The following is a 13,234-nucleotide window of genomic DNA, read 5'->3' on the forward strand; positions in this document are numbered from 1 at the left end:
GCCGCCATGTCGCGCAACCTCTGCCTCACCCGTCAATGCCTGGGTCTCGTGACCCGTATCGAATGCGCCATCAAGCCGTTGGCCGGCGATAACGGCATGTGGACGTTGCTCTTCGCCGCCGGCATGGCCGGTGAACAACCTTCCGCCATCAAAGCCCAAGGCCCGTTCCACGGACCGATCGCCGCCGAGTCGATTCTCGACACCATCGTTGAAAGCCTGACGATGCACGGCTATGAACTGGCCAATGATCCACAGATATGGTCGTTGCATCTGCAGGCGCAGTTGCGGCAGATCAATGGTGGACGCGGACGCAGCATCGGCACCTTCGACCATTAGCGCCGATCACCAGTGCCGACCATCAGCGTCGATCAGGGCGCAGCGCCCTGGGTCGGCGCCTTGTCGAGTTTGACCTCAAAGCCGTATTGCACGGTGGCGAGGTCGGTTCGCTGGTAGGTTTCCACGCGCGTCGGACGGCCGTAGAAATAATGCACGCCGAATAACGCCGGCCCTTCTGCGCTCGCGTCGTGGCTGACCGACAGAATCTGTTTCAGATAATGACCGCTGTCGTCCTTGACGAAGAATCGCCATTCGTTGGCGGGGTATCGCTTCAAATCCACCACCAACGCGTTGTTCCTGATTTCCAGTCCTTTGGGCAGGGCCTTGGCTTCGTAAGCCTGTTTGTCCACCGTGGCCAGGAACAACGGCATCGAGCCGACGGCAATCGCCGGGGTTTCCGGGAACAGGTTCAGGTCGTAGGTGATGGTCGCCTGTAGTGGATCGACCTGGTATGCCTCGGGCGGCAGTTCGATCGGCTCGTCGAGTTTGCCGTTGTGCTTTTCAGTGAAGAACGTCACCGGGCTTTCGCCGGGGCTGAAGTCGTCGCCGAGCATTTCATCGTTAAAGGTTTTACGGTGGTCGAACTCGATGCGCGCGGCGCTCGGCTCTTCAACCGACTGGCGGATATGAACGCCGCTTTTCAGCTGTTCTTCAGTGAGGGATGCGCCCTTGAGCCAGTCGGGCGCCTGGTCGTCGTAAACGGTGATCGGCAGGTCGAGCGGCTGCACGGTTTTGTCCGTGGTGTGCGGATCGAATTCGCGCACGGGCAGATCCAGCGCCTTGCGGGTGACGGTCGCTTCGGAAAAATCCAGCAGGCTGACTTCGAGGGTGTCGATCGGGCCGTTGAAATACACCTTGTTGTAGTGGTGCGGGTGCTGCTGTTCAAAGGCCTGCTGTTCATCGTCCAGCTTTTTCTCCAGCGTATCGCTCCAGTTTTTTTGCTGTTGCAGGTAGGCCAGTTGTTTTTGATAGAACGCCACCTGCTCGGGGTTTTCGTTGATGGCGCCGGCACGCACCAGATACTGGCCCGTTGAATCGCGGGCCTGGACGATCAACGGATTGAGCCGGGTATTGGCGACTTCCGGGGCGAGCGGCAGCTGGTTGCTGAACTCGAGTTCGGCGTAGTGCGTGTCCAGTTTCAGCAGGGTCACGCTGAGGTTGCCGTCGGAGCGGGTCTGGCCGACGTCCTTTTTGTCCAGATTGAAACTGTGCAGGCGTTTCGGGGCGATGACTTCCACCCGGCCTTGCAGGCTGACCGGGCGCGGAAGGTTCTTCTTGTCGACATTCAGCCCTTCGATGAACGGGTAGGTGACGGTCAGGTCATCGGGGTTGGTGACGTTGGAGCTGGACGGACTCAACTGAATGCCCGGATCGGTTTCCGACCATTCGGGCTGATAGGCGATGACCCTTTTGTTGCTCAGGGTTACCGATTGCCATTCCACGCCATGGGGGAACAGAAAGCCGCCGGGGATGTTGAGCACGAAGGGGAACACCGGTTGCAGATCGGTGAGGTAATCGGAGCTGGAATCCTTGTGCAGCACAAACAGGCCATTGATGAAAGTGTCGACCAGCGCCTGGGGTGTCGGGTAATGCCGGAGTACGCCGAGGGCGTCTTCGCCGTATTCGGTCCGGGGTGGTTTGTTGTCGAGCTTCTGTTGCGCGCGTTCGAGTAACAGCAGCGAGCCGCCGAGTTCGGTCACGGCGTCTTTGAGTTTCGGGTCGGTGATGGCGTCCAGCGATTGCTCGAACTGCGCGGTCTTTTCTTCGAGGCTGACGGCGGGTTTTTCATCGCCGGGCGAACACCCGCCGAGCAACAGAGCGAGGCAAATTCCGGCAGTCGTTATCGGCAATCGCACATCCATTTCCAGTCGTCCTGTCCACTGTCGCTGGGCTGTCAATGGTTTGGACACTAGCAGAAAAACTTTGACACACACACGCAGGTGGCGGATTTCCGGGCGGTTTCTGGCTGTCATGGGCGGCTGGTATACTCGCCGCCGATTTCAACCCTTCTTGTGTGAGAGTCAATGGAACGCTTTATCGAAAATGCAATGTACGCCACGCGCTGGCTGCTGGCGCCGATCTACATCGGGCTGTCCCTCGGGCTGCTGGCGCTGGCATTGAAATTCTTCCAGGAAGTGTTTCATGTCATTCCCAACGTGTTCTCCATGGCCGAGTCCGAGCTGATTCTGGTGCTGCTGTCGCTGATCGACATGGCGCTGGTCGGCGGCTTGCTGGTGATGGTGATGATTTCCGGCTACGAGAACTTCGTGTCCGAGCTGAACATCGATGAAGGCAAAGAGAAGCTCAGCTGGCTGGGCACCATGGACTCCTCGTCGCTGAAGATGAAAGTGGCGGCGTCGATCGTGGCGATCTCCTCGATCCACCTGCTGCGAATTTTCATGGATGCCAAGAACGTCGATCCCGAGCACCTGATGTGGTACGTGATCATCCACATGACCTTCGTGATCTCGGCGTTCGCCATGGGTTATCTGGACAAGCTCACCAAGCACTGATGAGCTGACGATTGTTGTAACAAAACCGCCCGTCTGTTGCGAAACAGACGGGCGGTGTCGTTTGTGGGTTGTACTTTGATCGGCCGAGGCATATCCCTGTAGGTCTCAAGGCTCGCCACCGCGTGAGGTGCGTTCATGAACCTGCAAGAGTTGAATGCGTTTGCCGTCGCCAGAAAGGTCGACGAACTGAACCTGATCTCCATGGAAGGCGGGATCTATCTGCTTGAAGCCCGGATGCATGGCGCGGCGTATCCGCTGAGCGATCCGCAGGGGAAAATGCTGACGCTGCGTTCGGTCGAGCATGCCCGGGATGTGCTGCACAACTTTCCGGTGCTGCCGTTCAACCTGGTGCACACCTCGGTGCACGATGAAATGTGCGGTCTTGGCGCCAGTGGCGAAGAAAGCCTGAAGGTGCCGCTGGCCTGGCGATCCGCGCTGTAGGCCCGAGGGCCTGATCAATGCCGGAACATCTGTGCTAGTCTGCTCGCCCTTTTGGTTCCGGGCGCGCCGGGACGCGCTGTGTACGCACGGCATGTCCTGAGGCCGTCCGCACAGCGGAGCAGTGTCATGTCCGAAGTAAATCTGTCCACCGACGAAACCCGCGTCAGCTACGGCATCGGCCGTCAGCTGGGTGACCAGCTGCGCGACAACCCGCCACCGGGTGTCAGCCTGGACGCCATCCTGGCTGGTCTGACCGACGCATTCGCCGGTAAGGAAAGCCGTGTAAGCCAGGAAGCCATGTCCGCCAGCTTCAAGGTGATCCGCGAGATCATGCAAGCCGAAGCCGCTGCCAAGGCTGAAGCCGCCGCTGGCGAAGGCCTGGCATTCCTGGCTGAAAACGCCAAGAAAGAAGGCATCACCACGCTGGCCTCCGGCCTGCAGTTCGAAGTGCTGACTCAAGGTGAAGGCGCCAAGCCATCCCGTGAAGACACCGTGCGTACTCACTACCACGGCACGCTGATCGACGGCACCGTGTTCGACAGCTCCTACGAGCGTGGCCAGCCGGCTGAATTCCCGGTTGGCGGCGTTATCGCTGGCTGGACCGAAGCCCTGCAACTGATGAATGCCGGCAGCAAATGGCGTCTGTACGTGCCGAGCGAACTGGCTTACGGCGCTCAAGGCGTTGGCAGCATCCCGCCGCACAGCGTTCTGGTGTTCGACGTCGAGCTGCTCGACGTTCTGTAATCCCGTTACCCTGCACAAGCGTGGCTTGTGCAGGGTTTCTCCGTCGTTCTCATACTTCGATCTTGTTATGCAGTTCACTGGTCGGGCGCAAGGCCCGGGCGTAGCAGAACAGGAACAGATTGCGCACCAGCTCCTTGAGCACCAAGGGCTCGCTGGAACTCAGGCCGCTGACGTCCAGATCCCCCTGATCCTGCAACTCGTGCAGGGCTTCTTCTTCCAGTACGGCACAGACTTCACCGGTTTCCCGATGCAGGATCCTGAGGTATGGGTGCGGGCGATCCAGCCAGGCGTCGATCAAATAAGTCATGGGTCTCATCTCCATTGAAAGGGTTTCAATGAGAATAATTCTTATTCGTCAAATAGCAAGCGCCTATTGGCGGTTTGTGATTTTTTGCGGGTAAAGATTGCGTAAGGTCAAAACGGCTGGCGTTTGGCTATCGCGAGGATTTGCTGGGGATTGCGGGGGAGGGCGAAGCTCCATCCCACGGCGGGCGCGGGATGGAAGACAGCAGAATCAGACTTTTCTGACGAATTCGGACTTGAGTTTCATCGGGCCGATGCCGTCGATCTTGCAGTCGATGTCGTGGTCGCCATCGCACAGGCGGATGTTCTTGACCTTGGTGCCGACCTTGACCACCAGCGAGGTGCCCTTGACCTTCAGGTCTTTGATCACGGTGATGGTGTCGCCGTCCTGCAGGACGTTACCGACCGAATCTTTCTTCACGGCGTCATCGGACGCCACTTCGGCTTCACCGCCGGCAGACCACTCGTGGGCGCACTCCGGGCACACCAGTTGGGTGCCGTCTTCGTAGGTGTATTCGGAATTGCATTTCGGGCAGGGTGGCAACGTGCTCACTAAGGCTCCTTGGAGAGGGGATCGCTAAAAGTCGCACATTGTATAGGGTTTTAGCCGCTGATGGCAGGCAACAAAAAACCGCAGGCTCCGACGGAGGCTGCGGTTTTTTGATGATGCGGCGTTGATCAGTGCGTGCGGGCGACCGCGAACTCGCTCAGCTCAACCAGTGCATCGCGGTATTCGCTGGCCGGCAGCGCGTCGAGGCACTTGATCGCACGGGCCACGTAATCACGGGCCAGTTGCGCGGTGTATTCCAGCGAGCCGGAGGCTTCCACGGCGATGCGGATGCTTTCCAGGTCTTCGATCCCGCCTTTCTGGATTGCCTGACGCACCAGTGCAGCTTGCTCTGGCGTGCCTTCACGCATGGTGTAGATCAGCGGCAGGGTCGGCTTGCCTTCGGCCAGATCGTCACCGACGTTCTTGCCCAGGGTTTCAGCGTCGCCCTTGTAGTCGAGCAGGTCGTCTACCAACTGGAACGCCACGCCCAGGTGATCACCGAAGGTGCGCAGGGCTTCGCTCTGCTCGGCGGTGGCACCGGCCAGCGCCGCAGCGCTGTGGGTCGAAGCCTCGAACAGCATCGCGGTCTTGCCGCGGATGACTTCCATGTAGGTTTCTTCGGTGGTGCTGGCGTCGCGAACCTTGGACAGCTGCAGCACTTCACCTTCGGCGATGATGCGCGTGGCCTGGGACAGGATCTTCATCACCGGCATCGAGCCGAGTTCGACCATCATCTCGAACGAGCGCGAGTACAGGAAGTCGCCGACCAGTACGCTCGGGGCGTTGCCCCACATGGCGTTGGCGGTCGAACGGCCACGGCGCATGCCGGACATGTCGACCACGTCGTCATGCAGCAGGGTAGCGGTGTGCAGGAATTCGATAGTGGCGGCCAGCAGACGCATGTCGTCGCCTTCGCGCCCCAGGGCCTTGCCACACAGCAGCACCAATAAAGGACGCAGGCGTTTGCCGCCGGCCGACGTGATGTAATCGCCGATTTTCGATACCAGCGGCACTCGGGAAGTCAGCTGCTTCTTGATGATGCCGTCGACGGCGCTAAAATCGTCCGCCACCGCGCGGTAGAAAGCTTGGGGTTGCATCAGCGACAGGTGCTCCAGAAGGGTTGCGCGGCATGCTAGGACCCACGTCCGGGCCTGTCAAGGCGCGATGGACGGCCCCTTGCATGACTTCGAAGGCTTGCGTACAATCGCGCACCCTGAACTTCCTGGGCAGCACCTGCCTTACGCAATTGCAAACGGGCCTCCAGCCCATTGCAGCCATGCCAGCCAATACCTCTTCTTATAAAGAGCTGGGTGAGCAGGATTATCGGAGAAATACCATGTCTTATGCAGTAATCGTTACTGGTGGCAAGCAGTACAAAGTTGCACCAGGTGAATACCTGAAGATCGAAAAACTGGAAGTCGCTACTGGCGAATCCGTAACTTTTGATCGCGTTCTGTTGGTTGCCAATGGCGACGACGTGAATATCGGCGCTCCAGTTGTTGCTGGCGCTACCGTTGTGGCTGAAGTGATCTCCCAAGGTCGTCACGATAAAGTCCGCATCATCAAGTTCCGTCGTCGTAAGCACCACATGAAGCGTATGGGCCACCGCCAGTGGTACACCGAGATCAAAATCACCGGTATTCAGGCTTAATTTCAGCCTAATTCCTCACTAGGAGAATTGACTCATGGCACACAAAAAAGCTGGTGGTAGTACCCGTAACGGTCGCGACTCAGAAGCCAAACGCCTTGGCGTGAAGATGTATGGCGGCCAGGTCATCAAGGCCGGCAACATCATCGTGCGTCAGCGCGGCACCCAATTCCACGCTGGCTACGGCGTTGGCATGGGTAAAGATCACACCCTCTTCGCGAAAATCGAAGGCGTGATCAAGTTTGAAGTAAAAGGCGCCTTCGGTCGTCGTTACGTGAGCGTAATCGCAGCCTAACTGCGAGAGTGCTGGAGAAGCCCTGTCTTGCGACGGGGCTTTTTCGTTTGTGGGGTGAGTCTCTTGCAAAGCTGTTTGTATGGGCTGCCGGCGTGCGATGCAGGTCGTGGATTGGGGTCGCTGCGCTCATTTTTGCAAGAGTCTTATGTCTTGATTGTTTTTCGGCTCGTCCGTACGGCGAGAGGCGTTGGTTATGAAGTTTGTTGATGAAGTATCGATCCGCGTAAAGGCTGGTGACGGCGGCAATGGCTGCATGAGTTTCCGTCGGGAAAAATTCATTGAAAACGGCGGCCCGAACGGTGGTGACGGCGGTGACGGCGGTTCCATCTTCATGATGGCCGACGAAAACCTCAACACCCTGGTGGACTACCGTTACACCCGGCACTTTGATGCCGAGCGTGGCTCAAACGGCGGCAGCACCGACTGCACCGGCAAGAAGGGTGAAGACCTGATCCTGCGCGTGCCGGTCGGCACCACCGTGATCGACTCTGCTACCCAGGAAGTCATCGGCGACCTGACCAAGGCCGGTCAGAAACTGATGGTGGTTCAGGGCGGTTGGCACGGTCTGGGCAACACCCGTTTCAAATCCAGTACCAACCGTGCGCCGCGCCAGACCACGCCTGGCAAGCCGGGCGAGCAGCGCGACCTGAAACTGGAAATGAAGGTCTTGGCTGACGTCGGTCTGCTGGGTCTGCCGAACGCTGGTAAAAGTACCTTTATCCGTTCGGTATCGGCCGCCAAGCCGAAGGTTGCCGATTATCCGTTTACCACTCTGGTGCCGAACCTGGGTGTGGTTAGCGTCGACCGCTGGAAAAGCTTCGTCATCGCCGACATTCCGGGTCTGATCGAAGGTGCTTCCGACGGTGCTGGTCTGGGGATTCGCTTCCTCAAGCACCTGGCGCGTACCCGTTTGTTGCTGCACCTCGTGGACATGGCGCCGCTGGACGACAGCAGTGCGCCGGACGCCGCTGAGGTAATCGTCAACGAGCTGATCAAGTTCAGCCCGTCGCTGGCCGAGCGTGATCGCTGGCTGGTGCTGAACAAGTGCGACCAGATCCTCGAAGAAGAACACGAGGAGCGGGTCAAGGAAGTGGTCGAGCGTCTGCAGTGGGAAGGTCCGGTCTATGTGATTTCGGCCATCGCCAAAGACGGCACCGAGCGCCTGACGCGAGACATCATGCGTTATCTGGAAGATCGTGCCGATCGCCTGGCCAATGACCCGGCCTACAAGGAAGAGCTGGCCGATCTCGATCAGCGCATTGAAGACGAAGCTCGTGCTCAGTTGCAGGCGCTGGACGACAAGCGTGCCCTGCGTCGCAGCGGCGTGAAGTCGGTCCATGACATCGGCGACGATGACTGGGACGAAGAAGATGTGGATGACGAAGACGGTCCGGAAATCATTTACGTGCGTGACTGATTCGTTGCAGTAAACTTAAGCGCCGCTCAATCGAGCGGCGTTTTAGTATCTGGAAATCGATTGTTGGTCACGAAGAACCACGAATAACGTCACGGGCAGTGCCAGGTCGCGCTGCCCTCAAGCTAAGGTTGAAGATGATGCGGAGCAAGGTGACAGGTGCGCAGCGTTGGGTCGTGAAGATCGGCAGCGCTTTGCTGACAGCGGATGGCAAAGGGCTGGATCGCGCGGCAATGGGTGTCTGGGTCGAGCAGATGGTGGCTTTGCACGAGGCCGGCGTCGAGCTGGTGCTGGTGTCCTCCGGGGCAGTGGCGGCGGGCATGAGTCGCCTGGGCTGGACCGCTCGACCCAGTGCGATGCACGAGCTCCAGGCCGCTGCAGCTATCGGTCAGATGGGCTTGGTGCAGGCCTGGGAATCGAGCTTTGCCGAGCATGGCCGGCACACCGCGCAAATTCTCCTGACCCACGACGACCTGTCCGACCGCAAGCGCTACCTGAATGCTCGCAGTACCTTGCGCGCGCTGGTCGAGCTGAAAGTCATCCCGGTGATCAACGAGAACGACACTGTGGTCACCGACGAAATCCGCTTCGGCGACAACGACACGCTCGCGGCGCTGGTGGCCAACCTGGTCGAGGCCGATCTGCTGGTGATCCTGACGGATCGCGACGGTATGTTCGACGCCGATCCGCGCAATAACCCTGACGCCCAGCTGATTTATGAAGCGCGTGCCGATGATCCGACGCTGGATGCGGTGGCGGGCGGTACTGGCGGTGCATTGGGTCGTGGTGGCATGCAGACCAAGCTGCGCGCGGCGCGGCTGGCGGCGCGTTCCGGGGCGCACACCATCATTGTTGGCGGGCGTCTGGAGCGCGTGCTTGATCGGCTGAAAGCGGGTGAGCGCATTGGTACGTTGCTGTCGCCTGAGCGCGGCATGCTCGCGGCGCGCAAGCAGTGGCTGGCCGGGCATCTGCAAACCCGTGGCACGCTGGTGCTGGATGATGGCGCGGTTTCCGCGTTGTCCCAGGGCAACAAAAGCCTGCTGCCGGTCGGCGTCAAACTGGTTCAGGGCAGTTTCCGTCGCGGCGAAATGGTGGTTTGCGTGGCGCCGGACGGTCGTGAGATCGCCCGCGGCCTGGCTAACTACAGCGCGCTGGAAGCACAAAAAATCATCGGTCAGTCGTCGGATGCGATTGTCGGTTTGCTGGGTTACATGGCTGAGCCGGAACTGGTTCACCGTGACAACCTGATTCTGGTGTAAGGAAAACTCGATGCGCATGGCAAAAGGATTGTTGGGCTTGCTGATGGCGTTGCCATTACTGGCCTCGGCCGAGGAAATCGGCCAGGTGTCGACGGTGTTCAAGTTTGTCGGGCCGAACGACCGGATCGTGGTCGAGGCATTCGATGATCCGAAGGTTGAAGGTGTGACTTGCTACCTGTCGCGCGCCAAGACGGGCGGTGTAAAGGGTGGGTTGGGTCTGGCCGAGGATCGTGCCGAGGCGTCCATTGCTTGCCGTCAGGTCGGGCCGATCAACTTCAAGGGTGAGTTGAAGGATGGCGAAGAGGTGTTCAAGGAGCGCACTTCGCTGGTGTTCAAGACCATGCAGGTGGTGCGCTTTCTCGACAAGAAGCGCAATACGCTGGTGTATCTCGTCTACAGCGATCGCCTGATCGAGGGTAGTCCGCAGAATGCGGTGACGGCGATCCCGATTCTGCCGTGGGCGTCGGCTCATTAATCGCGCGTAAAAAAAGAGGAGCCGGTTGGCTCCTCTTTTTTTGCCTGCGATTTTGCCGAAATCAGAACAAATCGCAGGCAATAAAAAACCGACCCTGAGGTCGGTTTTTTAATGACTACGTCGCTTAGGCAGCTTCTTTCAGTGCCTTGACGTGGCCATTCAGACGGCTCTTATGACGAGCAGCCTTGTTCTTGTGGATGATGCCTTTATCGGCCATACGGTCGATAACTGGCACAGCCAGAACGTATGCAGCTTGAGCTTTTTCAGCGTCTTTTGCGTCGATGGCTTTAACTACATTCTTGATGTAGGTACGAACCATGGAACGCAGGCTGGCGTTGTGGCTGCGACGCTTCTCAGCCTGTTTTGCACGTTTTTTGGCGGAAGGTGAGTTGGCCACCGTCGAGCTCCTCGAAAGACTTTTTAGGAAATAGCAAACAAAATAGGCCGCGAATCATGCCGATGAGTTGAAGTCTTGTCAAGGGCGCTTGAAACGTTCCGCTAAGTGGTAGGCGTGGTGCGACGGGATATTTCTTTCCGGCGTGTGACCTGTAAACTCGCGAGCTTTGGCTCTGTGCTGTTGCGGCGCGGAGTATCGCACAAGTGGGCGCGTTATTCGCCTGCTGTTTATCGACAGGCACACATTCCTTCAATGAATCTGCTCAAATCGTTGGCCGCCGTCAGCTCTATCACGATGCTTTCCCGGATTCTCGGGTTTGTTCGTGACACGCTCATTGCCCGCACCTTCGGCGCCGGAATGGCGACCGACGCCTTCTTTATCGCCTTCAAGCTGCCCAATCTGCTGCGCAGGATTTTCGCCGAGGGGGCGTTTTCCCAGGCGTTTGTGCCGATTCTCGCCGAATATAAAAGCCAGAAGGGCGAAGAGGCGACCCGCACCTTTATTGCCTACGTTTCCGGCTTGCTCACGCTGGTACTGGCGCTGGTCACTGCACTGGGCATGATCGCCGCGCCCTGGGTGATTTGGGCCACGGCGCCGGGTTTCACCGACACGCCGGAAAAATTCCAGCTGACCTCCGATCTGCTGCGAGTGACTTTCCCCTATATATTGCTGATCTCGCTGTCTTCGCTGGCGGGGGCGATTCTCAATACCTGGAACCGTTTCTCGGTGCCGGCATTCGTGCCGACCCTGCTCAACGTCAGCATGATCGTGTTTTCGCTGTTCCTGACGCCGTATTTCGATCCGCCGGTCATGGCGCTCGGCTGGGCGGTGCTGGTCGGTGGTCTGGCGCAGTTGCTCTATCAACTGCCGCACCTGAAAAAGATCGGCATGCTGGTGCTGCCGCGCCTGAACCTGCGTGACACGGGTGTCTGGCGGGTGATGAAGCAGATGTTGCCAGCGATCCTTGGCGTATCGGTCAGTCAGATTTCCCTGATCATCAACACCATCTTCGCCTCGTTCCTGGTGGCGGGCTCGGTGTCGTGGATGTATTACGCCGACCGTCTGATGGAGCTGCCGTCCGGTGTGCTGGGTGTGGCGCTGGGCACGATCCTGCTGCCGACATTGGCCAAGACCTACGCCAGCAAGGATCGCCACGAATATTCGCGGATTCTCGACTGGGGCCTGCGTCTGTGCTTCGTGCTGGTGTTGCCGTGTGCGCTGGCGCTGGGGATCCTGGCCGAGCCGTTGACGGTTTCGCTGTTCCAGTACGGCCAGTTCAGCGGGTTTGACGCCGAGATGACGCAACGGGCATTGATTGCCTACTCTGTTGGTCTGCTCGGCATTATCGTGATCAAAGTGTTGGCGCCTGGCTTTTATGCGCAACAAAACATCCGTACACCTGTAAAAATCGCAATCTTCACCCTGGTCGTTACTCAGTTGTTCAATCTGGTGTTGATCGGCCCGCTGGCCCACGCCGGTCTGGCACTGGCGATCAGCGCCGGTGCCTGCCTGAACGCCGGGCTGCTGTTCTATCAACTGCGCAAGCAGCAGATGTACCAACCGCAGCCGGGCTGGCTGAAGTTCGGTTTCAAGCTTGTGGTTGCGGTGGCGGTGATGTCGGCGGTGCTGTTGATCGGCATGCATTTCATGCCCGCGTGGGATCAGGGCCACATGCTTGAGCGCTTCCTGCGTCTTGGCGCGTTGGTGGTTGCCGGCGTGATCGCTTATTTCGGCATGTTGCTGCTGCTCGGTTTCCGCCTGCGCGACTTCAATCGCAAGGCGTTGAGCTGAGGTTTTTCCCCTGAAAAACGGGCGCGAGCCGGCAGTTTTGTCGGCTCGATCACTTTGGGTTACGGTGTTGCCTGTCGTCGGCCGTCGGGTGTGGTTATAATCGGCCACTTTATGAGCAAGAAGCGCGTTATGCAGCTGGTTCGAGGCCTCCACAATCTGCGCCCCCAGCATCGGGGCTGCGTCGCCACTATTGGCAACTTTGACGGTGTTCACCGTGGTCACCAGGCCATTCTGGCCCGACTGCGTGAGCGTGCGCTCGAGTTGGGCGTACCCAGCTGCGTGGTGATTTTCGAGCCGCAGCCACGGGAATTCTTTGCCCCGGAGACCGCGCCGGCGCGTCTGGCCCGTTTGCGCGACAAGCTGCAACTGCTGGCCGCCGAAGGCGTCGACCGGGTCTTGTGCCTGGCGTTCAACCAGCGCTTGAGCAAGCTCAGCGCCAGCGAATTCGTCGATACCATCCTCGTCGATGGCCTTGGTGTGCAGCATCTGGAGGTCGGTGACGATTTCCGCTTCGGTTGCGACCGTCTCGGCGATTTCGATTTCCTGTTGCAGGCCGGGCAGGTCCACGGTTTTACCGTGGAAGCCGCGCAAACCGTCGAGCTGGACGGCATTCGCGTCAGCAGCACCCAGGTGCGCAACGCGTTGGCCGCCGCCGATTTCGCGCTGGCTGAACGCCTGCTGGGTCGCCCGTACCGGATCGCCGGACGCGTGCTGCATGGCCAGAAACTGGCCCGCCAGTTGGGTACGCCCACGGCGAACATTCAACTGAAACGCCGTCGCGTGCCGTTCACCGGGGTTTACCTGGTCGACGTCGACATCGACGGCAAGACCTGGCCCGGCGTCGCCAATATCGGCGTGCGGCCCACGGTGCAAGGTGATGGCAAGGCCCACCTTGAAGTCCATCTTTTAGATTTTGCCGGCGATCTGTATGACCGGCGTTTGACGGTGGTTTTCCACCAGAAGCTGCGTGAAGAGCAGCGTTTCGCCTCCCTGGAGGCATTGAAAACGGCGATCAGCGCGGATGTCGCCGCCGCCCGTGCACTAGCCGCACCTAGCGCCCATCGCTAA

Annotated in this window: 16 protein-coding genes; 11 read left to right on the plus strand and 5 right to left on the minus strand. The window is 59.1% G+C overall.

The window, feature by feature from the left end; translation table 11 throughout:
* The first annotated feature begins 6 nt into the window (after positions 1-6).
* Positions 7-336, plus strand: a complete 330-nt coding sequence (locus tag AC1Q9F_RS20720; RefSeq protein ID WP_007950969.1) for a PA4575 family protein — start codon at positions 7-9, stop codon at positions 334-336.
* A gap of 32 nt (positions 337-368) precedes the next feature.
* Here the strand turns inward: AC1Q9F_RS20720 and AC1Q9F_RS20725 are convergent, their stop codons facing one another.
* On the minus strand, positions 369-2,198 hold the full coding sequence (locus AC1Q9F_RS20725; RefSeq protein ID WP_492620726.1) for a hypothetical protein: 1,830 nt from the start codon (positions 2,196-2,198) through the stop codon (positions 369-371).
* A 162-nt stretch (positions 2,199-2,360) separates the two neighbouring features.
* Here AC1Q9F_RS20725 and AC1Q9F_RS20730 point away from each other — a divergent pair, with 162 nt between their 5' ends.
* From AC1Q9F_RS20730 to bamJ, 3 genes are all read left to right on the plus strand, one after another.
* Positions 2,361-2,849 carry a TIGR00645 family protein gene (locus AC1Q9F_RS20730; protein ID WP_007950967.1) on the plus strand — a complete coding sequence of 163 codons (489 nt, stop codon included), beginning with the start codon at positions 2,361-2,363 and terminating at the stop codon, positions 2,847-2,849.
* A gap of 135 nt (positions 2,850-2,984) precedes the next feature.
* A complete protein-coding gene (locus AC1Q9F_RS20735) occupies positions 2,985-3,290 on the plus strand; it encodes a DUF6482 family protein (RefSeq protein WP_007950966.1) in 306 nt (101 codons plus the stop codon).
* Between the two features lie 126 nt (positions 3,291-3,416).
* On the plus strand, positions 3,417-4,034 hold the full coding sequence (gene bamJ, locus AC1Q9F_RS20740) for a BamJ family beta-barrel-assembly machinery protein (RefSeq protein ID WP_007950965.1): 618 nt from the start codon (positions 3,417-3,419) through the stop codon (positions 4,032-4,034).
* Between the two features lie 49 nt (positions 4,035-4,083).
* On the opposite strand, the gene AC1Q9F_RS20745 is transcribed toward bamJ, so the two are convergent.
* The 3 genes from AC1Q9F_RS20745 to AC1Q9F_RS20755 all read right to left on the minus strand — a co-directional run bounded on the left by AC1Q9F_RS20745 (position 4,084) and on the right by AC1Q9F_RS20755 (position 5,984).
* Positions 4,084-4,341, minus strand: coding sequence for a PA4570 family protein (locus AC1Q9F_RS20745; RefSeq protein ID WP_007950964.1), 258 nt, complete (start codon positions 4,339-4,341; stop codon positions 4,084-4,086).
* Between the two features lie 207 nt (positions 4,342-4,548).
* Positions 4,549-4,890, minus strand: a complete 342-nt coding sequence (locus AC1Q9F_RS20750) for a zinc ribbon domain-containing protein YjdM (RefSeq protein WP_007950963.1) — start codon at positions 4,888-4,890, stop codon at positions 4,549-4,551.
* Between the two features lie 125 nt (positions 4,891-5,015).
* Positions 5,016-5,984 (minus strand): polyprenyl synthetase family protein, encoded by a 969-nt coding sequence (locus tag AC1Q9F_RS20755; RefSeq protein WP_007950962.1) that lies wholly within the window; start codon positions 5,982-5,984, stop codon positions 5,016-5,018.
* Positions 5,985-6,223: 239 nt separating this feature from the next.
* Between AC1Q9F_RS20755 and rplU the strand changes: the two genes are divergently transcribed.
* The 5 genes from rplU to AC1Q9F_RS20780 all read left to right on the plus strand — a co-directional run bounded on the left by rplU (position 6,224) and on the right by AC1Q9F_RS20780 (position 9,978).
* Positions 6,224-6,538, plus strand: a complete 315-nt coding sequence (rplU, locus tag AC1Q9F_RS20760; protein ID WP_007950961.1) for a 50S ribosomal protein L21 — start codon at positions 6,224-6,226, stop codon at positions 6,536-6,538.
* 34 nt (positions 6,539-6,572) lie between these two features.
* Positions 6,573-6,830 (plus strand): 50S ribosomal protein L27, encoded by a 258-nt coding sequence (gene rpmA / locus AC1Q9F_RS20765; protein ID WP_016773121.1) that lies wholly within the window; start codon positions 6,573-6,575, stop codon positions 6,828-6,830.
* Between the two features lie 193 nt (positions 6,831-7,023).
* Entirely contained in the window at positions 7,024-8,247 is a 1,224-nt protein-coding gene (cgtA, locus tag AC1Q9F_RS20770; protein ID WP_127800000.1) for an Obg family GTPase CgtA, read from the plus strand.
* Positions 8,248-8,384: 137 nt separating this feature from the next.
* A complete protein-coding gene (gene proB, locus AC1Q9F_RS20775; protein ID WP_045121906.1) occupies positions 8,385-9,503 on the plus strand; it encodes a glutamate 5-kinase in 1,119 nt (372 codons plus the stop codon).
* 10 nt (positions 9,504-9,513) lie between these two features.
* Positions 9,514-9,978 carry a CreA family protein gene (locus AC1Q9F_RS20780; RefSeq protein WP_007959533.1) on the plus strand — a complete coding sequence of 155 codons (465 nt, stop codon included), beginning with the start codon at positions 9,514-9,516 and terminating at the stop codon, positions 9,976-9,978.
* Between the two features lie 124 nt (positions 9,979-10,102).
* Here AC1Q9F_RS20780 and rpsT read toward each other — a convergent pair whose 3' ends face one another.
* On the minus strand, positions 10,103-10,375 hold the full coding sequence (gene rpsT, locus AC1Q9F_RS20785) for a 30S ribosomal protein S20 (protein WP_003228351.1): 273 nt from the start codon (positions 10,373-10,375) through the stop codon (positions 10,103-10,105).
* A 252-nt stretch (positions 10,376-10,627) separates the two neighbouring features.
* Here rpsT and murJ point away from each other — a divergent pair, with 252 nt between their 5' ends.
* Complete coding sequence (gene murJ, locus AC1Q9F_RS20790; protein WP_492620725.1) at positions 10,628-12,166, plus strand: murein biosynthesis integral membrane protein MurJ; 1,539 nt, start codon at positions 10,628-10,630, stop codon at positions 12,164-12,166.
* Positions 12,167-12,295: 129 nt separating this feature from the next.
* Positions 12,296-13,234, plus strand: coding sequence for a bifunctional riboflavin kinase/FAD synthetase (ribF, locus tag AC1Q9F_RS20795; RefSeq protein ID WP_007959537.1), 939 nt, complete (start codon positions 12,296-12,298; stop codon positions 13,232-13,234).

The organism is Pseudomonas sp. GW823-FHT04A03 (assembly GCF_058796615.1).